The sequence below is a fragment of the Rhizobium sp. P1_C7 genome (assembly GCF_056406295.1).
Map to the genome: position 1 here is coordinate 349279 of NZ_JBFUAL010000002.1, position 19080 is coordinate 368358.

At 59.4% G+C, this 19080-nt stretch carries 19 protein-coding genes; 13 read left to right on the forward strand and 6 right to left on the reverse strand.

What is annotated here, in order from left to right; all coding sequences use genetic code 11:
• Window positions 1–364 precede the first annotated feature (364 nt).
• Together fumC and AC1D2R_RS04770 are read left to right on the forward strand one after the other, a co-directional pair.
• The gene (fumC, locus tag AC1D2R_RS04765) at window positions 365–1756 is read left to right on the forward strand and encodes a class II fumarate hydratase (protein ID WP_477965249.1); all 1392 of its coding nucleotides are present in this window, start codon (window positions 365–367) and stop codon (window positions 1754–1756) included.
• Between the two features lie 151 nt (window positions 1757–1907).
• Window positions 1908–3515, forward strand: coding sequence for a fumarate hydratase (locus AC1D2R_RS04770; protein WP_477965251.1), 1608 nt, complete (start codon window positions 1908–1910; stop codon window positions 3513–3515).
• A gap of 5 nt (window positions 3516–3520) precedes the next feature.
• On the opposite strand, the gene AC1D2R_RS04775 is transcribed toward AC1D2R_RS04770, so the two are convergent.
• Window positions 3521–3733 (reverse strand): hypothetical protein, encoded by a 213-nt coding sequence (locus AC1D2R_RS04775; protein WP_477965253.1) that lies wholly within the window; start codon window positions 3731–3733, stop codon window positions 3521–3523.
• Window positions 3734–4068: 335 nt separating this feature from the next.
• Here AC1D2R_RS04775 and AC1D2R_RS04780 point away from each other — a divergent pair, with 335 nt between their 5' ends.
• The gene (locus tag AC1D2R_RS04780; RefSeq protein ID WP_477965255.1) at window positions 4069–5136 is read left to right on the forward strand and encodes a GGDEF domain-containing protein; all 1068 of its coding nucleotides are present in this window, start codon (window positions 4069–4071) and stop codon (window positions 5134–5136) included.
• A 43-nt stretch (window positions 5137–5179) separates the two neighbouring features.
• On the opposite strand, the gene AC1D2R_RS04785 is transcribed toward AC1D2R_RS04780, so the two are convergent.
• Together AC1D2R_RS04785 and AC1D2R_RS04790 are read right to left on the reverse strand one after the other, a co-directional pair.
• Entirely contained in the window at window positions 5180–5791 is a 612-nt protein-coding gene (locus tag AC1D2R_RS04785; protein ID WP_477965257.1) for a pyridoxamine 5'-phosphate oxidase family protein, read from the reverse strand.
• Between the two features lie 50 nt (window positions 5792–5841).
• Window positions 5842–6795: an alpha/beta hydrolase gene (locus AC1D2R_RS04790; protein ID WP_477965259.1), complete on the reverse strand. Its 954-nt coding sequence runs from the start codon at window positions 6793–6795 to the stop codon at window positions 5842–5844.
• Between the two features lie 45 nt (window positions 6796–6840).
• On the opposite strand from AC1D2R_RS04790, the gene AC1D2R_RS04795 reads away from it, so the two are divergent.
• Window positions 6841–7308 (forward strand): MarR family winged helix-turn-helix transcriptional regulator, encoded by a 468-nt coding sequence (locus AC1D2R_RS04795; RefSeq protein WP_477965261.1) that lies wholly within the window; start codon window positions 6841–6843, stop codon window positions 7306–7308.
• Window positions 7309–7310: 2 nt separating this feature from the next.
• Here AC1D2R_RS04795 and AC1D2R_RS04800 read toward each other — a convergent pair whose 3' ends face one another.
• Together AC1D2R_RS04800 and AC1D2R_RS04805 are read right to left on the reverse strand one after the other, a co-directional pair.
• Window positions 7311–8501, reverse strand: coding sequence for a low temperature requirement protein A (locus AC1D2R_RS04800; RefSeq protein ID WP_477965263.1), 1191 nt, complete (start codon window positions 8499–8501; stop codon window positions 7311–7313).
• Between the two features lie 27 nt (window positions 8502–8528).
• Window positions 8529–8903: a gamma-butyrobetaine hydroxylase family protein gene (locus AC1D2R_RS04805; protein ID WP_477965265.1), complete on the reverse strand. Its 375-nt coding sequence runs from the start codon at window positions 8901–8903 to the stop codon at window positions 8529–8531.
• Window positions 8904–9037: 134 nt separating this feature from the next.
• Here AC1D2R_RS04805 and moaA point away from each other — a divergent pair, with 134 nt between their 5' ends.
• The 4 genes from moaA (at window position 9038) to mobB (ending at window position 12423) form a co-directional block, all read left to right on the forward strand.
• On the forward strand, window positions 9038–10084 hold the full coding sequence (gene moaA, locus AC1D2R_RS04810; RefSeq protein ID WP_477965267.1) for a GTP 3',8-cyclase MoaA: 1047 nt from the start codon (window positions 9038–9040) through the stop codon (window positions 10082–10084).
• Window positions 10085–10356: 272 nt separating this feature from the next.
• Entirely contained in the window at window positions 10357–11265 is a 909-nt protein-coding gene (locus AC1D2R_RS04815) for a DMT family transporter (RefSeq protein ID WP_477965269.1), read from the forward strand.
• Between the two features lie 7 nt (window positions 11266–11272).
• Window positions 11273–11905, forward strand: coding sequence for a molybdenum cofactor guanylyltransferase MobA (mobA, locus tag AC1D2R_RS04820; RefSeq protein WP_477965271.1), 633 nt, complete (start codon window positions 11273–11275; stop codon window positions 11903–11905).
• The gene (gene mobB, locus AC1D2R_RS04825) at window positions 11902–12423 is read left to right on the forward strand and encodes a molybdopterin-guanine dinucleotide biosynthesis protein B (RefSeq protein ID WP_477965273.1); all 522 of its coding nucleotides are present in this window, start codon (window positions 11902–11904) and stop codon (window positions 12421–12423) included. Before mobA ends, mobB begins: the two co-directional genes overlap by 4 nt.
• 49 nt (window positions 12424–12472) lie before the next feature.
• Here mobB and AC1D2R_RS04830 read toward each other — a convergent pair whose 3' ends face one another.
• The gene (locus AC1D2R_RS04830; RefSeq protein WP_477965275.1) at window positions 12473–14788 is read right to left on the reverse strand and encodes an OmpA family protein; all 2316 of its coding nucleotides are present in this window, start codon (window positions 14786–14788) and stop codon (window positions 12473–12475) included.
• 324 nt (window positions 14789–15112) lie between these two features.
• Between AC1D2R_RS04830 and AC1D2R_RS04835 the strand changes: the two genes are divergently transcribed.
• The 5 genes from AC1D2R_RS04835 to AC1D2R_RS04855 all read left to right on the forward strand — a co-directional run bounded on the left by AC1D2R_RS04835 (window position 15113) and on the right by AC1D2R_RS04855 (window position 19040).
• On the forward strand, window positions 15113–15886 hold the full coding sequence (locus tag AC1D2R_RS04835) for a transporter substrate-binding domain-containing protein (RefSeq protein ID WP_037061208.1): 774 nt from the start codon (window positions 15113–15115) through the stop codon (window positions 15884–15886).
• Window positions 15887–15999: 113 nt separating this feature from the next.
• The gene (locus tag AC1D2R_RS04840; protein WP_477965277.1) at window positions 16000–16803 is read left to right on the forward strand and encodes an ABC transporter permease; all 804 of its coding nucleotides are present in this window, start codon (window positions 16000–16002) and stop codon (window positions 16801–16803) included.
• Window positions 16800–17630, forward strand: a complete 831-nt coding sequence (locus AC1D2R_RS04845) for an ABC transporter permease (RefSeq protein ID WP_477965279.1) — start codon at window positions 16800–16802, stop codon at window positions 17628–17630. The genes AC1D2R_RS04840 and AC1D2R_RS04845 overlap by 4 nt, the downstream gene beginning before the upstream one ends.
• A 157-nt stretch (window positions 17631–17787) precedes the next feature.
• Window positions 17788–18054 carry an usg protein gene (locus tag AC1D2R_RS04850; RefSeq protein WP_477965281.1) on the forward strand — a complete coding sequence of 89 codons (267 nt, stop codon included), beginning with the start codon at window positions 17788–17790 and terminating at the stop codon, window positions 18052–18054.
• A 170-nt stretch (window positions 18055–18224) separates the two neighbouring features.
• A complete protein-coding gene (locus AC1D2R_RS04855; protein ID WP_477965283.1) occupies window positions 18225–19040 on the forward strand; it encodes a class I SAM-dependent methyltransferase in 816 nt (271 codons plus the stop codon).
• Window positions 19041–19080: the final 40 nt, after the last annotated feature.

The following is a 19080-nucleotide window of genomic DNA, read 5'->3' on the forward strand; positions in this document are numbered from 1 at the left end:
GCGGGCGTAGCCCAGTTTAGAACTCGTATCATCCGGCGCCAGCCGGTCACATGGCAGAAAGCCAGCGCCACCGCCAGCCTTGAAGAACTCAACCTTCAGTAACGTAGCAGACCCGTCGCCAGCCTCCAATTCACACAAAATTATGTAATTATTGGTTAATTTTTTGTTTTATTTTCGGTTTGTGGCACAGGGGGGCAAAGGCCGCTGCAGGATAAAAGTTAAGCCGTGTCCGAAAAACCACGGAAAGCGCGACCAATAACATGAATGTTCAAATCATATATTGATCTGAGCGGTTTTCTTCGAGCCCTTTCAGACTTATAAGAGCGCATCTTTGCAGCCGCTCCCGCGAACGAAAGGCCTTACTATGACCTCCATCCGCACCGAAACCGACACGTTTGGCCCGATCGAAGTCCCGGACGACAAGTATTGGGGAGCTCAGGCACAGCGTTCGCTGGGCAATTTCAAGATCGGCTGGGAAAAGCAGCCGCTGTCGATTGTTCGCGCCCTCGGCATCGTCAAGCAGGCCGCAGCACGCACCAACATGGCACTTGGCCAACTTTCCCCGGAAATCGGCAACCCGATCGTCGCCGCCGCCCAGGAGGTGATTGACGGCAAGCTCAACGAGCACTTCCCGCTTGTTGTCTGGCAAACAGGTTCCGGCACGCAATCCAACATGAATGCCAATGAGGTGATCTCCAACAGGGCTATCGAGATGCTCGGCGGTGTGATGGGCTCAAAGAAGCCGGTTCATCCGAACGACCACGTCAACATGAGCCAATCCTCGAACGACACCTATCCGACGGCGATGCACGTAGCATGCGTGGAGGAGATCGTCCGCCATCTGCTGCCGGCGCTGAAGCATCTCCATGCCGCGCTCGACATGAAGGTCACGGAATTCAGCCACATTATCAAGATCGGTCGGACGCACACGCAGGATGCAACGCCGCTAACGCTCGGCCAGGAGTTCTCCGGTTACGCCGCGCAGGTCGGTTCCGCCATCAAACGTATCGAAATGACACTGCCCGGCCTCTCGCAGCTCGCACAGGGCGGCACGGCCGTAGGCACGGGCCTCAACGCACCGATTGGCTTTGCCGAAATGGTGGCGGAAGAGATTGCCTCCATCACCGGCCTCCCCTTCGCAACCGCGCCGAACAAGTTCGAGGCACTCGCCGCCCATGACTCGATGGTCTTCAGCCATGGCGCTATCAACGCGGCGGCGGCAGCATTGTTCAAGATCGCCAACGACATCCGTTTTCTCGGCTCCGGTCCGCGCGCCGGCCTCGGCGAACTTTCGCTGCCAGAGAACGAACCGGGCTCCTCTATCATGCCCGGCAAGGTCAACCCGACCCAGTGCGAGGCGCTGACCCAAGTCTGCGCGCATGTCTTCGGCAACAACGCAGCGCTTACCTTCGCGGACAGCCAGGGCCACTTCGAGCTCAACGTCTACAATCCGATGATGGCTTACAATTTCCTGCAATCCGTGCAACTGCTCGGCGATGCTGCGGTCTCCTTCACCGACAACTGCGTCGTTGGCATCGAGGCACGCGAGGACAACATCAAGGCGGGCCTCGAACGCTCACTGATGCTCGTGACCGCACTCGCCCCTAAGATCGGCTACGACAACGCCGCCAAGATCGCAAAGACCGCCCACAAGAACGGGACCACGCTGAAGGACGAAGCACTCGCAAGCGGTCTCGTCACCGTCGAGGAATACGATACGATCGTCCGCCCGGAAACAATGATCGGCCCGAAATAAGGTCCGACGCGCCCGCCTGCTGCACCGCCGCTCTTGCGGCGGTGTGTTTTCGTCTATTGTTGACCGAAATCTGTAGGTTTTAGAATTATTGCAATTGCGAAGGCGCGCGAATAGACCATCTGCGATTTCGGTCCGCATGAAAGGTCCTTCGATGGCTGACGATCTGTTTCCCCTCAGCAAAGATTCTACCCAATATCGCAAGATCAGCAGCGACTACGTCTCTGTCGACACCTTCAAGGGTCAGGACATTCTGATCATCGAGCCGGAAGGTATTCGCTTGCTGGCAGAAACGGCCTTTGCCGACATCAACCATCTTCTTCGACCCGGCCATCTGAAGCAGCTCGCCTCGATCCTCGACGATCCGGAGGCAACTGACAACGACCGCTTCGTCGCCTATGACCTCCTGAAAAACGCCAACATCGCGGCCGGCGGCGTACTGCCGATGTGCCAGGACACGGGCACCGCAATCATCATGGGCAAGAAGGGGCGCCGCGTCTGGACCGAAGGCGAGGATTACTCGGCCCTCGCCAAGGGCGTCATGGACGCCTACGAGAAGAAGAACCTTCGCTATTCTCAGCTTGCTCCCCTCAAGATGTTCGAAGAAAAGAATACCAAGAACAACCTGCCTGCTCAGATCGACATCTACGAGGAAGGCACGGATAGCTACGACTTCCTTTTCGTCGCCAAGGGCGGCGGCTCTGCGAACAAGACCTTCCTCTATCAGGGCACACCATCGCTTCTGACGCATGACCGGATGATCGACTTCCTGAAAGAGAAGATCCTGACGCTCGGTACGGCAGCCTGCCCCCCCTATCATCTAGCGATCGTCATCGGCGGCACCTCGGCCGAGGTGAACCTGAAAACCGTCAAGCTCGCCTCGACACGCTACCTCGATGACCTTCCGACCGAAGGCTCCGAAAGCGGCCATGCTTTTCGCGACATCGAGATGGAGAACGAAATCCACAGGCTCACGCAACAGATGGGCGTCGGCGCCCAGTTCGGCGGCAAGTATTTCTGTCATGACGTCCGTGTCATCCGTTTGCCGCGCCACGGCGCATCGCTGCCGATCGGCCTCGGCGTCTCCTGTTCCGCCGACCGGCAGGCCAAGGGCAAGATCACGCGCGACGGCATCTTCGTCGAGCAGCTTGAAACCGATCCGTCCAAATACATGCCCGAGATCGACGAGGCGAAGCTGTCGGAATCCATGGTTCGCATCGACCTTAACCAGCCGATGCCCGATATTCTGGCGGAACTAAGCAAACACCCCGTCAAGACCCGCCTTTCGCTTACGGGCACCATTATCGTCGCCCGTGACCTCGCGCACGCCAAGATCCGCGACCGCCTGGAAAAGGGCGAAGGCATGCCTGACTACATGAAGAATCACCCTATCTACTACGCAGGCCCGGCAAAGACCCCCGCGGGCTACGCCTCCGGTTCTTTCGGCCCAACGACGGCCGGCCGCATGGACAGCTACGTCGATCAGTTCCAGTCCTTCGGTGGCTCGATGGTGATGCTTGCCAAAGGCAACCGCTCCCGCGCCGTGCGCGAAGCGTGCAAGAAGCACCAAGGCTTCTATCTTGGCTCGATCGGCGGCCCGGCTGCGCGCCTGGCACAGGACTGCATCAAGAAGGTCGAGGTGCTCGAGTATCCTGAGCTGGGCATGGAAGCTGTTTGGAAGATCGAGGTCGAAGACTTCCCTGCGTTCATCGTTATCGATGACAAGGGTACCGACTTCTTCCAGGAGCTCAATCTCGGTTGAACGGGTCAGTGCAACGATGCGGTCGGCTGATGGTCGACCCTTACACCGTTGCTCATCGCAACCACGTCGGCGGCGCGAAGCACTTCATCGGCCTTGATGCTTGCGAGGATGTCGGTGCGAAACACACCGTCGAAAAACCCGTTATGCTGCAGCAACGCAGATCCCGAGATAACTGCAGCGATAAAAACAATGGGCCAAGAGTGACGAGAGGCTTCCATGATCCCATGCCCCCCAATGGGACCACTGCGGGTCCGTTACGGATTAATATGCTCCTCGCTCGCTGTCTGCAGAACGAGCATTGGAAACCGACTGTCAACGACACGACGACAACCAAGGTTAGGCAAGCAGTCTCCCTAAAAATTCTCGAGAATGTTTTCCGGCAGCCTGGCGGCACAGCCGGTGCCATGTAAATTATCGAATAAAAATCATTGGCATAAGAAGAAATCATAAAACTCACATACAATCGTTGGTATATCCAGCCTTAATCATTTCCCAACATTTTTAAGCTAACAAGTAGAAGACTGCATTTGAGATCTTCAAGAGGAGTAGCCGAATGACTACGGCTGTGGCGCCCAAGGCGCAGGTTCCCGATGTGGCGGGCCAGATCACCTTTGCCATGCGCTCGATGGGCGTAGCTCCGATCCCGAGGAACTACGAACTCTTCTATGAAGCCTATATCGGATCAAACCCGGCATTGACCAGAGATCTGGCGGCATTGGGCAACCACGCCACCCAAGTGGAACTGGACGAGCTCGGCATACAGCACTTTACGCACAGTCCGGCGCGCATCTACGATGACGCCCACCGGCGTATTGCCGCCGAGCTGGAGACACTTCTGCGCGTTCTTCGCCAGGAGCAGACTTCACTTGAGAGCTACAACAAGCTGCTTGGCGAGACCTATAACCGGATCAATTCGAAGAACCACTCTAGCGCCGACCTGATACAGAACGCACTCGATCTGCTGACCGAGGCAACCGGCGACACGATGGCGCATGGCGAACGGACAGTCGAGAACGTCGTTCAACGATCGCAGGAGATGGATCAGGTTCGCAAGGAACTCGATGAGTACAAGCGCATTGCCAACACCGACTCCCTCACGCGCCTGTCCAATCGTCGCGCCTTCGACGATCGCCTCGCTGCGGTGTTCAACAATCCTGCGGTGCGCCCGGTCACGGCGCTCGTGCTGGCAGATATCGATAACTTCAAGAAAATTAACGACACCTACGGCCATCCGGTTGGCGACAAGATCCTGGCGACCGTCGCTTCCGTGATCCGCGCCAATGTTCGCCGTGAGGTTTTCGTGGCGCGCACCGGCGGCGAAGAGTTTGCCTTGATTATCGAAGGCAATACGGCTGATGAAGTCATGCGGACGGCGGAGCGTATCCGCCGGACACTCGAAGCTACCCCCTTCAAAAACTCGCGTACCCGGATCAACTACGGCCCTGTTACGGTTTCCATCGGCGTGTGCATGGCCTCCACTGCCGAAGATCCCGGCGAACTGTATCACCGGGCTGACGTCGCCCTCTATGGCGCCAAGAATTCAGGACGCAACTGCAGCGTTCTGTTCGAAGACGGCATGCAGAAGGATTTCATCAAGAGCTGGCTCATCTACAAGGGGTAGTGCTGTTCCTCACGAACCTGCGTTCACCTGTAGATGACGTGCTTCACCACATTGTCTTCACGGCGCGGCCGGCCCATTCACGATCATATGTTTCGTGATCGAATTCGTCGGTTGCAGCTTTCAGCATCAGACCCGGCGTCGGCAGGCTCTTTGCGTCTGCGAAATGCTCCGGGTTCCACAGGTCGGACCGCATCAACGCCCTCGCGCACTGGAAGTAGACTTCATCGATCGTTATGACAATCACCGTTCGCGGGTTCTTTCCGTCCATCTCGAAGCTTGCCAACAGCGCCTCGTCATTCGAGACCACGCCACGCGCGTTGATACGCATGGTCGTGTTCGAGCCAGGAATGAGGAACATCAGCGCCAGGCGTGGATCGCGGACGATATTGGACAGCGAGTCGACGCGATTGTTGCCGCGCCAGTCCGGCATGTGCAGCGTCTTGTCGTCGACAACACGCACCACCCCGCCGATATCACCGCGAGGCGAACAATCGAGGCCTTCCGGTCCAACCGTTGCCAGCGCGACGAACGGCGATGCCTCGATCATCTGACTGTATAGCGGCGTCAGATAATTCGTGACCTTCGCGACTGATGCCTGTGTCAGGCCTCCGGCATAGATTGCCCCGAGTTCTTCTACCGTCGTGATGATTTTCATGATCGTCCTGCCGAGTTGCCCTTGGCGGCCATTAGCCGACTACGATGACGCTACAATGACGCTCGCTTAGCGGAAACCTCGAAATGCGGAATTATCTCAGCTTGCTTGCTCAAATCATCGTCGCTGAGAAAACTGCGGATAGCATCAAGTACCGGGGTAGCGCTGACGATGCGGCGATGTCCGTAGCCATTTGCCCAATACATCCTTACCGCTTCGCCGGACGCCGCGTAGCGACGCGCGTGGTTGGCGCTGACCTCCTTGTCGTCCTCGGCGTGAACGACCAATACCGGCCGTCGGATGGTTCCTGCCGCCTCGCCTGCGTCGAAATCCTCGAGTCTCCGGCCGGTCACACGTTGGACTTCGTGTTCCAGCACTGATTGCGCCGCCTTGCCTAGGCCGAGCATCCTGCCAAAGCCCTTGAACAGCCAGTGCATCTCGCTCGGCGATCCGATCAGCACAAGCTTCTGCGGAAGAACTGCCGGCACGTCGGGGAGCATGCCGGCTGCTGCAACCATCAGCGCGGCACCGCCGAAGGAATGCCCGATGGCAGCGTCGAACGAACCGAAGCGCTCCTCCGCCGCCCTGATCGCCTGTACGGCCAATCCCATATGAAGAAGGCGGCCACCTGCGCGGCCATGGCCGGGAAAATCGAGGGCAATCACCTCCGCGCCCGTCGCCGCCAATGATGCCACAAGATCCGCCATGTACGGGATGCCCGATCCCCAGCCATGCGTCACGAGATAGCGCTGACGCATGCCGACCGCACCGCCGTTGACCCGATAGACATGCGCGCGACGTCGGCCGGCGAGCCGCAGGGTGAACATCTCCGCCTCAGCGAGCTTCCGCCTGCCCACCGCATGCGCTGCTCTCGCCTTCTCGCCAGTCGGCTTGGCGGAGGGCGTCCGGCAGAACAAACGGAACGCCGCCTTGCCGGCCAGTATCGGTGAAATGCCTTCCAGCGCCGAAAAGCCGAGGCGGGTGACCTTCGCTGTAAAGTTTGCCATAGTGGGAATCCAATTATGTTCAACACTGAACAATAAAGTACAACGATGAACAAAAATCAATCCCTGCCGTGGGATCATCCGCGTTTTCGCAGCTGGATCGCTGTTGCGCGTGCCTGTCAGCTCATGCAGCAGTCGCTCGGTCGCTCGCTGGCCGCGTTGGACATCAAAACACCGCACCTCGACATTCTGATCAATCTCTACCGTTTCGAAGGTCTCTCCCAGCAGGAACTTGCCCGCAAACTGCTTGTCGGGCGCTCCAACATGAGCATGCTGTTGCCGCAAATGGAAAGGCGCGGCCTGATCGAACGCCGCAGCCACGACAAGGACAAGCGGGTGCTGAGACTGTACCTCACCGAGGAAGGTCGAAGCGTCACGGAACACGCCATGGTGATCCAGACAGAGCTAATCGAGCGCGTGCTTTCGCCCGAGCCGATCGATCAGTGCATGGCCATCGCGAACTCCATGGAGCGCATCATCCGTGTCCTGCAGCATGACCTCCGCGAGGACGACTGATCTTAGTGCAGCGTGTGGGCGGCAGGTTGTGCGGAAAGCGATCGGTACTCCCAGGCAGCGACGACGATCAGCACCAGGGTCGCGAGAATACCCGTCACGTAGACCTCAGTGAACGGCGCGACGAAGGCGAGCAGGATCAGCAGGACCAGACCGGCAAAGTGAGACAGCGGCGGCTTCCCGCTCGTTGCGCCCTTGACCCAGAGATTGCCGGCCAGGAACAAGCCGGAGCCTCCCAGGACGGAGGCCACGACACCAAGATCTCCGGTCTCGTGCGGGTGCGAAAACATAAACTCGACTGCAACTGCATGCACGATAATACCTGCCAAGATCGGGATATGCGCATAGGTGAAGACCTGCCGTGCAATGCTGCCGGGTGTCGCGTCGTGCTCGATCCGATGTGCCGCCCGCTCGTGTCCAAATCGGAAATAGAGCCACCACATGGTGACGGTGCCGACAAAGCCCGTGGCGAACACGACAGCAGTCAGCGTCGAAAACGGAAGTTCGGAGAACGTGCGTCCGGACACCAGGATAGCCTCGCCAAGGCAGATAATGATGAAGAGCGCGCAACGCTCAGCCATATGGGCGCCGGACACATCCCAGTCGGCCGCCGTCGACTTCCCGAGACCGGGCACGAAAAAGCCGGAAGCCGGACCCGCATATTCGATAGCAATCGCCACCAGCCAGGCGACAAGCCGTGCCTCGTGCTCAAGAAAACCGCCGGCGATCCAGAAGCCGCCGGATACGATCAACCAGACGCTGATACGGACAAAATTGCGATAATTCAGAGAACTGGCCTCTTTCACGGCGTAAGCAGCAAAGAGCGAGCGCCCGACCTGCATTGCAACGTAGGCACAGGCAAACAGCAGCCCCTTGTCGCCGAAAGCTTCAGGAATGGAGGCGGACAGCACGAGACCGAGCAGCATCAGCACAACCAGCATACCGCGCACGGGCATCTTGTCCGGATCGAGCCAGTTGGTTACCCAGGCCGTGAATATCCACACCCACCAGACGGCAAAGGTCATCAGGCCGGCTTCGACGGCGCCGAGCGGCGTATAGTGACCAGCCAGAGCATGCGACAACTGCGATATCGAGAAAACGAAAACCAGGTCGAAGAAGAGCTCCAGGAACGTTACCCTGCTGCCACCCGGACTGCCTTTTACGCGCAGCCAGTTTCGTTGTTTCGGTGCCGCCATGCGTTTTCCCTCGTGGCTTTGGTTTCCCTAGCGTGGCTTTTCCGATGTATCGCGAGTCATGCCTTTTTCGCGCAACTCGTTTTCATAGGCGCCGAAAAGCTCTTCGCCACGTTCGCCGAGTTCGCGCAGATAGGTCCATGTGTAGATACCGGTATCGTGCATGTCGTCGAAGCCGATGCGAACGGCGTAATTTCCGGTCGGCATCATCGAAATGATCGCGACATTGCGCTTGCCGGACACGGTGACCTTCTGGCCCGGCCCATGCCCCTGCACTTCGGCAGATGGCGAAAGCACCCGCAACATCTCCGCCGACAATTCGAAGCTCTGCCCGTCGTTGAAGGTCACGTCGAGACGCTGCCGGTCCTTCGATACCCTGAGTTCATTCGGCCAGATGTCGCTCATGATCCCAATCCCATTCGATTTCAGGAGTAGGCAATGAACCTTTGCGAGGCAAGTTCAATTTACCGTGCTCCGTCGCCGTTTCACTTGACGCAGCAATGACATATACACACATAATTCGCATCGCGGAGGTAGTCGTGAACAGTAAAGTTGGAACCATTGGCAATGCCACCCCGCTGGTGGCGGATGCGCGGCCGATGATCGACCCGTTCCAGCGGGCGATCAGCTATCTGCGCGTGTCTGTGACCGACCGCTGCGATTTCCGCTGCACCTATTGCATGGCGGAAGACATGAACTTCCTGCCGAAGAAGGATCTCCTCACCCTGGAGGAGCTGAACCGGCTCTGTTCCGCCTTCATCGCCAAGGGCGTGCGCAAGCTACGCCTCACCGGCGGCGAGCCCCTGGTGCGCAAGAACATCATGTACCTCGTGCGCGAGCTCGGCAAGCAGATCGGCTCCGGTCTCGACGAGCTGACACTGACAACCAACGGCTCGCAGCTCTCCCGTTTTGCTGACGAACTGTACGATTGCGGTGTCCGCCGCATCAACGTTTCTCTCGATACGCTCGATCCGAACAAGTTCCGCCAGATTACCCGATGGGGCGATTTCGCCAAAGTGATGGAAGGCATCGACGCCGCCCAGAACGCAGGCTTGAAAATCAAGCTGAACGCCGTCGCGCTGAAGGATTTCAACGACATCGAGATGCCTGAGATAATCCGCTTCGCCCACGGCCGCGGCATGGACCTTACGGTGATCGAAACCATGCCGATGGGCGAAATCGAAGAAGACCGCACGGACCGCTACCTGCCACTTTCCAAGCTCCGCGCAGACCTCGCGCGCGACTTCACGATGTGCGAGGTCGGCTATCGCACCGGAGGCCCGGCGCGCTACGTCGAGGTCAAGGAAACAGGCGGCCGCCTCGGCTTCATCACCCCGATGACGCACAATTTCTGCGAAAGCTGCAATCGCGTCCGCCTGACGTGTACCGGCACGCTCTACATGTGCCTCGGCCAGAACGACGCCGCCGATCTGCGCGCAACGCTGCGCGCTACCGAGGACAACGGCCCGCTCTTTGCCGCAATCGACGAGGCGATCTCACGCAAACCCAAGGGACACGACTTCATCATCGACCGCACCCACAACCGCCCGGCGGTCGCCCGCCACATGAGTGTCACCGGAGGGTGACACGAGCGCCTCGCGGTTTCCGTGTAGGGCTCGGCCCAGATAACAACCTCGACCTCGCCGAATTGATCTCGTCATTGAGCTCAACCCAGTTGAGAAGGGCATCTGAATTCCGATTGTTAGACGAATGTCCTAGCAAGCATTACGTTAGGTGAGTCTCGCTCGCTGTCCATGTATGCAACGCGCAACAGAATTATTTCAGGTGTGTCCTCCATTCGGTTTCCCTAACTGCCCTTCCCAATTAAAAGGAGCCGTACGAGAATCGGAAGAGTTTCATGCCGCGGTCACGCAATACTGAGGGTGCAATCTACATGACTTCGGCCATGGCCGGATTCTCCGCCAGCGACGCGCTTTCGAAATCGGTCGTCGCCTATATGAATGCCGGTCAACTCATGTGCCTGCGCGGTCTGATCACCAGCATCCTCGTCTATCTGATCGCACGCAAGATGGGTGCACTGCGCTCCCTGCGCGTGGTTTTGAAACCGATGGTGATCGTTCGCGTCGCGTGCGAGATGCTGGCTGCGGTCACATACATCACCGCGCTGGGAATGATGCCAATCGCCAATGCTTCCGCCATTTTGCAGTCCCTTCCGCTGGTCGTCACTTTTGGTGCTGCGCTCTTTTTCCGTGAGCCGGTCGGTTGGCGCCGCTGGTCGGCCATTACCGTCGGCCTGATCGGCGTCATCATCATCATCCGGCCTGGTCCGGAAGGCTTTACGGCAGCGGCGCTGCTCTGCGTCGCCAGCGTTCTGGCGACGGCAGGCAGAGACCTGGCGACGCGCAGCGTCGATCCAGAAATTCCATCGCTAATGATCACGGTTGTAACTGCGGTCTCCGTTTCGATCTTCGGGGCGATACTCATCCCGTTGCTGGGCGGTTGGCGGCCGGTCAGCGCCACGTCGTTGTCCCATATCGTGCTGGCAGCGGTGCTCGTGCTCGTGGGCTACCAGTCGGTTATCTTGGCCATGCGAACCGGCGAAATCTCCTTCGTCGCGCCTCTGCGCTATACAAGCCTGATCTTTTCCGCTCTGCTCGGCTTCTTTTTCTTCGCAGAAACACCGGACCGATGGACCTTGATCGGCGCAGCCATCGTCATCGCCTCGGGCCTCTATACATTCTATCGTGAGGCTAAGCGCCGCGGCGCTCCCGTCGCGCAAGAGTCCGAACCGAGAACACCTGTCTGAGGGAGCCATGCGCGAATTTAAGCTGGATCGATCCAACATTCCAGGCGTCGTCCTTGCGGGCGGACGCTCCTCCCGAATGGGGCGTGACAAAGCCTCTGTGGCTCTCGCCGGCCGCACGTTGCTCGACCGGGTCATCGACCAACTGACGCCTCAGGTCAGCGCAATCGCCGTCAATGCCGATGTGACGCCGGATATTTGCAACCGGCCGTTCATTCCCGATATCATCCCCGGCAAAGCCGGGCCGATGGCAGGGATTCATGCCGCCATGGCCTATGGCGCGACGCTGCCCGCTGTGACGCATATCGTCACGGTTTCTGTCGACAGCCCATTTTTTCCCGTCGATCTCGTGGACTGGCTCGCTGCCGCAATCGATACGCCAAATAAAATCGCTGTCGCCACTTCGGAAGGCCGCATCCATCCGGTGTTCGGTCTCTGGGCCGTCTCCCTCGCCGGCGACCTAGAAACGTGGATCGCCTCTGACGAGAAACACCGCGTCCGCGACTTCCTGTTACGGCATGACGTTACGGAAGTCGCATTTCCGCTACGCCCGACACGGGCCAGCCTTCTCGATCCTTTCTTCAACGTCAACACGCCCGATGACCTCGCCGAGGCAGAACGCTGGCTGAGGGTGCTGGCATGACGACGAAGCCCAGGATCTTCGGCATTTCAGGATGGAAGAATTCCGGCAAGACCGGCCTTGCCGTTCGGCTCGTCGAGGAATTCACCCGGCGCGGCTACCGGATTTCGACGATCAAGCATGCCCACCACGACTTCGACATCGACAAAGTCGGCGCGGACAGTTATCGGCACCGCCAGGCCGGTGCGCATGAGGTCACCATCGTGTCCGGTACGCGGTATGCCATCATGCACGAGTTGCGCGGCGCACCGGAGCCTACATTCGAGGAGGTTCTCGGCCGGATCGCTCCCTGCGATCTCGTCCTGATCGAGGGTTACAAGCGCGAGCCGATCCCGAAAATCGAGGCACGCCGCCTGGACGCCACAAACCGCGAGCCTCTGGCGCCAACCGATCCCCACATCGTTGCGGTCGCCGCCGACCACCCGGTGACCGACACCGCCCTGCCGGTCTTCGACCTCAACGACACGAACGCCATCGCCGACTTCATAGCGGCGACCGTCGCATTGCCACCGCGAAAGTAAAGAAGCCGCCAGTCACCCGGCGGCCTCTGTTGTTCTGGTGTGGCTTCGCTCAGTTGCGCGAGGCGACCGGCCGCACCAGCGCCGTCACTCGACGGATGGTAACGCGGCGGTTTTCCTGTTCGGGCCCCTGCGTATTGACCTTCAGATAGCGTTCGCCATAGCCCTGCGTCGCAAGGTTTTCAGGCGGAATACCGTAGACGTCGCTCATCACGTTGGCGACCGATTCCGCGCGCTGGTCCGAAAGAATCAGGTTGCTCTGATCCGAACCGACAGCATCCGTGTGGCCTTCGATGAGGAACGTTTCCGTCGGATCGTTCTTCAGGACTGCGTTGATCGCATCGGCTACCTTCCGCAGGCTGCGGGCTTGGCTCATGGGGATTTCAGCACTTCCTGTCGCAAAAGTGACCGTATCCAGATCGATGCGGCGCACCTTGTCGCGGATACGCGCCGAGTACTTCACTTCGTTCAGCGAATAGACGCGTTCGACAGGCTCGACCGGCGGCTCGCGCAGGAAGTCGTAGTAATCGCGGTCCTCGTCGTTGCTCGTGTCCATAATGTAATCTTGCAGTGGAATGCGCAGGCGCATCGGCGGCAGGTCGGCACCCGGATCCTGGAAGTAGTCGCGGTCCGGATTGTCGTAGAGTTCGGGGGTATAATAGAGCACTTGTTCGCGGCCGCGGTTGTCGATACGCGAACGCTGGATGATATCGCCGTAGCGATTGCGAACCGTCACGATCTGGTAGCCGTCGCGATCGATCGTCTCGCGGTAGCGGTCACGCGGAAGCTGCTCGTAGATCGGCCGTTCACCGTCGCGCAGGAAGCGGCGGTCGTCGTCACCTCGAACGTAGGTCTGATTGTTGAACTGGATGATCACGCGGTTGTCGTCGCCACGCTGACCGTAGTTGGCACCGTCCGGCCGGGCGAATTGCGGTCGCTGGTCGAGACGCCGGCCCTGCTCGCTCGTGATGGCTTCGATCTTGAGCGGCGCAGGCTTTGCGCCATCTGGTGCGATCTGTGCGTCGGCGTCCGACTTGGGCACGCGGACCTGCTGCTCTTGGCCGCGCTGCTTGTCGCGCTCACGCCGGGACTGAAGGCCGCCTGAACGATCGGCATCCTTGTCGCTGTCGAGAACGGCGGCGCCGTTTTCAATGGGCAGGACAACGGTTTCGGTGCTCTTGCTCGGATCGGCAGCAATCTCCTTACGTCGCTCCAGCTCCTTCGGAGTGACCTTTTCCGGGGCCGGAATGGCCTGCTCTGCCTGACCTGTTGCCGGCTGTGCACCACCGTTCGGCTGCGCCGGAACGATCTGCTCACCCTGTTGCTGAGCCGTCGCATCGGCAGGCTGTTGAGCTGGCACCTCGCCCTGCTGCGGTTGGACCGCCTGTTTTGCGTCTGCGGGCCGAGGCTCCGGGGGCACCTTCCCGGCAGCAGGTTCCTCCTGCGGCTTCGGTGCCTTCTCCGGCGCGGGCTGTTCCTGCGAGGCCGGCACCTGCTCAGCTGCCGGCTTCTGCCCCTCGGGCTGCGTCTGAAGCGCTTCGTCGGCAGCCTTCTTGCGTGGCTTCACCGGTTGTTCGCCGCCATCTGCCGCTGGCTGCTTGCCGTTCTTGCGCGAAGGCTTCTGCTCTTCGATTTGCGGCTGCGCCTGATCGGCCTGCGGCACCGGCTGATCCAACTGTCGCTGCGGCGCGGTTTCTTCCTGCTGTTGTTGCTGCTTGTCATGCTTGTTGCGGCGCGGCCTCTCAGCTGGAGCTTCCTGCTGTGCAGGTTGCGCGGCGGCAGGCTGTTCGGCTGCTGGCTGTTCCATCGCGGGTTCGCGCTTCTTGCGAGGCTTCTCGACCGGAGCCTCCTGCTGTGGTGGCTGCTGGGCAGCAGGTTGCTCGGCCGACGGCAGTTCCGCCGCAGGGTCGTGCTTCTTGCGCGGCTTTTCCACAGGAGCTTCCTGCTGCTGAGGAGGCTGTTCGACCGGCGGTTCGGGTTGAGCGCGCGGCTTTTCCGCGGGAGCTTCCTGCTGTTGAGGTTGTGGTTCCGCTGCAGGTTCAGGCTGCTTGGCAGGGGCTTCGGCAGGAGCCTGCTTCTGTTCTTGAGCTTCGGGCTGCTTATGGCGCTTCTTCAGCAGTTCCTCGTCGGTCGGCGCATCCTGCGCGACTTCGGTCGGCGCATCCTGCACGACCTCGGGCGACGCGTCCTGCACGACCTCGGGCGACGCGTCCTGAGCCACCTCGAAGCTGTCGACAATCGCCTGCGACGTCGTGCGTGCCTGCTCGACGCCTGCTGCCGCCGCAAAAGCATGTGCCGGAGGCATCACAAGCGACAGGGACAACAGCGGAAAGGCCGCACTGGCAAACAATATGGATTTCAGTCCCATAGGGGCTCCTCTTGTATTATTTCTTCGCTTTACCGCGTTCGCAGCCGCGTCTGTTTCGGCACGCAAATCAGCGTCCGGAAACAGAGCGGGGCCCGCTTTGTTCCACGCAGTCTTAGGAACTGCAGCATTAACCCGGTATGAATATGGCAGTCTGCCAATGTTCACCTTGGTCGCTGTGAGCGGCGCATAAGCGCTGCGATTCCAGTTGCAATTTTTTCAGAAAGAGTTTGATTATCGCGGCAAGGCGTTGCCAGGCAGCGCCCCATCCGGGCCGCTGCCGCAAAACAAGAAGATGGCCGGCGGTCACCAACAGAGAGGACTATCATGCGTATCTCCACCCGTTTTCTCGCCGCCGCGTCGATTGCCGCGATGTCACTATTCGCCGGTTCGGCAATGGCTGATGGCGAGAAGTATGTCATCGGCACCGACTCGACCTACCCCCCCTTCGAGTATGTCGACGCCAGCGGCCAGTTCCTCGGCTTCGATATGGATATCGCCCGCGCACTCTGCGCCGAGATGAAAGCCGAATGCACCATCGTCAGCAGTGACTGGGACGGCATCATCCCTGCCCTGCAGGCCAAGAAGTTCGACATGATCATTTCGTCCATGTCGATCACGCCGGAGCGGTCCAAGCTCGTCGACTTCACCAACAAGTACTACAACACCCCGCCGGCAGTCGCCGTGCCAAAGGACTCCACGGTGACCGACGTGGCTGGCCTCAAGGGCAAGACGATCGGCGCGCAGACGTCCACGACTCACTCGAACTATGCTGAAAAGCATCTTCCCGATACCGAACTGAAGCTCTACCCGACCGCCGACGAGTACAAGCTCGATATCGCCAATGGCCGCGTCGATGCTGTCATCGATGATGTCGTAGTGCTCTCGCAGTGGGTCAAGTCGGACGCCGGCGCATGCTGTAAGATCCTGACGACTCTTCCCGTCGACAAGGAAATCAACGGCGTAGGCGCCGGCATTGCCGTGCGGCAGGGCGATCCGCTGCGCGAAAAGCTGAACACCGCAATCGCCGCGATCCGCGCCGACGGCACCTACAAAAAGATCCAGGACAAGTACTTCGACTTCAACGTTTACGGCGAATGATAAATTCTGTACGCCGCTGACAAAGGTGATGGCGGAAGGCTTGCCCTTCCGCCATTTTTGTTTGACAAAGATCGCAAGAGAAAAGCGGCAAAAGCCGCGAGGGGAAAAGTGGCATGGGCGGATTATTTTCCGCGCTGGTCTCGTTGTGGGCCTGGATTGGATATGTGTTTGATCCGCTATGCGGACCCGCGGGGCTTTTCACTTGGTTCGGCTCTTCGACGATCCTTGCCTGCGGAGATACCGGCTGGGGTGACGAGATCGCCGCCGGCCTGAAAATCACCATCGCTGTCGCGCTCGTGACGCTGCCGATCGGCCTCGTCATCGGCTTCGCGGTTGCGCTCGGCCAGCAATCGGAGGAAAAATCGATCCGCCTTGCCGCGGGCATCTACACCACGATCTTTCGAGGTCTGCCGGAACTGCTGACGCTGTTCATCATCTACTACGGGATGCAGATCCTCATCCAATCCGTGCTCGCATCCTTCGGATATGACGGCCGCGTCGAGATAAACGCCTTCTTTGCCGGCGTCATCGCCCTGTCGGTGGTCTTTTCCTCTTATTGCTCCGAAGTACTGCTGTCAGCCTTCCGCGCCATTCCCAAGGGTCAATACGAAGCGGGCGATGCCCTCGGCCTTCACCGTGGACGCACGATGATGCTCATCGTTTTCCCGCAGCTCGTTCGCATTGCGCTTCCCGGCCTCGTCAATCTCTGGATGATCCTGCTCAAGGACACGTCCTATGTCTCGATCATAGGGCTGGCCGACATATTGCGTCAGACCGGTGTCGCCGTGAAGGTCACCAAGCAGGCGTTTCTGTTCTACACCCTCGCCTGCGCGATCTATCTTGGGCTCGCCGTTATTTCCTCCATCGGTCTCAGTTATATCGAACGCTGGGCGAAGCGCTCGGAGGTCCGCAGATGAGCTATGCGCAAGTGCTTATCCCGCCACAGCCGGCACCCAAGGAGACGGGAAGGCGCATCACGGGTGGGCGTGTCATCGGTTACGTCGTCGTCGGTCTTTGGTTCCTTCTCGCGGCCGTTTTGGTTGGAATGGTGATCAAAGGGTGGGACCCCGAAAAGTTTACCCGCTACGGCCCGCGCTATATCCATGGCCTCCTCACAACGATCACCCTCGTGGTGATATCGGTGGTCTGCGGCGCCATTCTCTCGCTGCCGCTCGCCTTCGCGCGGATGTCGCCGAACAAGCTCGTCAACGGGCTGGCCTATTGCTATGTCTACGTATTCCGCGGCACGCCGCTGCTCGCCCAGCTGTTCCTGATCTATTACGGCCTCGGCCAGTTCCGCCCGCAGCTCGAATCCGTCGGTCTCTGGTGGTTCTTTCGGGATGCCTGGTACTGCGGCCTGTTTGCGATGACCATCAATACGGCCGCCTATCAGGCGGAAATCCTACGCGGCGCCATCGAGAGCGTGCCGCGCGGCCAGCACGAGGCAGCCGCATCGCTCGGTATTCACAAGGCCGTGGCTTTCGTCAAGATCATTCTGCCCCAGGCCCTCATCGTCGCCCTGCGCCCGTATGGCAATGAGATCATCCTCCTCATCAAGGGATCGGCCGTCGTCGCCATCATCACCGTGCTCGACCTGATGGGCGAGACGCGCTACGCCTTCTCCCGCACCTTCGACTACCAGACCTATCTTTGGGCAGCGATCTTCTATCTCAGCATGGTCGAGGCGCTGCGTCACCTCTGGGGCTGGATCGAACGCCGGCTGACACGCCATCTGAAGCGATAAAATGTTGGCAGCACTCTCCGACAACAGCTGCTAACACATTGAAACTAAATTCTAACATTCCTTTTACTGGCATTTTCTCAAGCTTCGGTTAACCATGTCATGGTTCCATTTCACTGGGCGCTAATAGGCGCCGGGTGGGAACAGAAGCGAGACGACGATGCACAAGGATATGGAAAGACAGCTTCAGGGCTACGGCCTGACCACAGCCCAGATCATCTACCGCATGCCGGATCACAAGGCGATCCTCCAGACCTATATATGGCAGGACTACGACCTCGCCCCGGACTTTCCGGAGATGCGCGGCTTCCTGAAGTTCTGGCAGGAGAAACTGGACGGGCCACTGCATTCGGTGCGCTACATTCATCGCAAGCTGATCTCGGCGACCGAATGGCGCGCGCTGAGGGGCGAGTTCATCATCAACTAGCGCCCGGCCGTAGATCCATCGGACATGCGCCTGGCCTCGAACAAATTCAATGTCCGCCGGTTCTCGCCGGCGAGCGAGCCTTGTAGACTGTCGCGCGGAAAGGCAGCCATTGCAAAAGGAGGCCAGTCACCGTAGACGCTGCGCAAGAAATAGAACGGCGGTGAATTGCTATGGCGAAGAAGATCGATGAAGACGCACTTGCGGAAGCCTACAACCGGGCGCTGGCGCTGGAAAAGACCGGCGACGTCGACGCGGCCGTGAAAGCCTATGAGGAAGTCCTCGCAATCGATCCGGACGACCATGGCGGCGCAGCCGTCCGAATCGCCGCCATGGGCCGCGGCGAAACGCCGGCCAAGGCGCCGGATGCCTACGTCGAAACGTTGTTCGATCAGCATGCCGAGGTCTTTGAGGACGTTCTGGTTGAACAACTCGGCTACCACGTTCCCATGCTGGTCCGCCAACGCCTGCAGGAGCTGAATCTCGGCCCCTTCAAGCGCATGCTAGATCTCGGCTGCGGCACGGGGCTCACTGGCGGCACGCTGCGCGATCTGTGCGAGGACATGACCGGTATCGATCTTTCAGAAAATATGGTCGAGATCGCCCACGAGAAGGACTTGTACGAGACGCTGTTCGTCGCCGAAGCGGAAGACTTTCTGGAAGACAACGACGAAGAGCCCTTCGACCTCATCACCGCAACCGACGTGCTGCCCTATCTCGGCGCGCTCGAGCCTCTCTTCTTCGGCGCCGCCGAAAACCTCATGCAGGGTGGCCTGCTCATCTTCTCCTCCGAGACCCTGCCGGATGCCAGCCTGGAGGGCCGCAGCTACATGGTTGGCCCACACCAGCGCTTTGCCCACGCCGAATTCTATGTCCGCGAACGTCTGACTTCGACCGGTTTTGAACTGATCGAGATCACCGACATCAACGTACGCATGGAAGAGGGCAAGCCGACCCCCGGCCATTTGGTGATCGCTCGCTTGGTTTGATGAGTATTTCACGCAAAATCCATCCGAATTCACTATTCCC

Excerpts from the sequence above, each read along its gene's own strand:
- AC1D2R_RS04815 (WP_477965269.1), top strand. The coding sequence starts at position 10,357 with ATGCCGCGGTCACGCAATACTGAGGGTGCAATCTACATGACTTCGGCC.
- AC1D2R_RS04840 (WP_477965277.1), top strand. The coding sequence starts at position 16,000 with ATGGGCGGATTATTTTCCGCGCTGGTCTCGTTGTGGGCCTGGATTGGA.
- fumC (WP_477965249.1), top strand. The coding sequence starts at position 365 with ATGACCTCCATCCGCACCGAAACCGACACGTTTGGCCCGATCGAAGTC.
- AC1D2R_RS04805 (WP_477965265.1), bottom strand. The coding sequence starts at position 8,903 with ATGAGCGACATCTGGCCGAATGAACTCAGGGTATCGAAGGACCGGCAG.
- AC1D2R_RS04850 (WP_477965281.1), top strand. The coding sequence starts at position 17,788 with ATGCACAAGGATATGGAAAGACAGCTTCAGGGCTACGGCCTGACCACA.
- AC1D2R_RS04785 (WP_477965257.1), bottom strand. The coding sequence starts at position 5,791 with ATGAAAATCATCACGACGGTAGAAGAACTCGGGGCAATCTATGCCGGA.
- AC1D2R_RS04800 (WP_477965263.1), bottom strand. The coding sequence starts at position 8,501 with ATGGCGGCACCGAAACAACGAAACTGGCTGCGCGTAAAAGGCAGTCCG.
- AC1D2R_RS04780 (WP_477965255.1), top strand. The coding sequence starts at position 4,069 with ATGACTACGGCTGTGGCGCCCAAGGCGCAGGTTCCCGATGTGGCGGGC.
- mobA (WP_477965271.1), top strand. The coding sequence starts at position 11,273 with ATGCGCGAATTTAAGCTGGATCGATCCAACATTCCAGGCGTCGTCCTT.
- AC1D2R_RS04855 (WP_477965283.1), top strand. The coding sequence starts at position 18,225 with ATGGCGAAGAAGATCGATGAAGACGCACTTGCGGAAGCCTACAACCGG.
- mobB (WP_477965273.1), top strand. The coding sequence starts at position 11,902 with ATGACGACGAAGCCCAGGATCTTCGGCATTTCAGGATGGAAGAATTCC.
- AC1D2R_RS04775 (WP_477965253.1), bottom strand. The coding sequence starts at position 3,733 with ATGGAAGCCTCTCGTCACTCTTGGCCCATTGTTTTTATCGCTGCAGTT.
- AC1D2R_RS04835 (WP_037061208.1), top strand. The coding sequence starts at position 15,113 with ATGCGTATCTCCACCCGTTTTCTCGCCGCCGCGTCGATTGCCGCGATG.
- AC1D2R_RS04770 (WP_477965251.1), top strand. The coding sequence starts at position 1,908 with ATGGCTGACGATCTGTTTCCCCTCAGCAAAGATTCTACCCAATATCGC.
- AC1D2R_RS04795 (WP_477965261.1), top strand. The coding sequence starts at position 6,841 with ATGAACAAAAATCAATCCCTGCCGTGGGATCATCCGCGTTTTCGCAGC.
- AC1D2R_RS04830 (WP_477965275.1), bottom strand. The coding sequence starts at position 14,788 with ATGGGACTGAAATCCATATTGTTTGCCAGTGCGGCCTTTCCGCTGTTG.
- AC1D2R_RS04790 (WP_477965259.1), bottom strand. The coding sequence starts at position 6,795 with ATGGCAAACTTTACAGCGAAGGTCACCCGCCTCGGCTTTTCGGCGCTG.
- AC1D2R_RS04845 (WP_477965279.1), top strand. The coding sequence starts at position 16,800 with ATGAGCTATGCGCAAGTGCTTATCCCGCCACAGCCGGCACCCAAGGAG.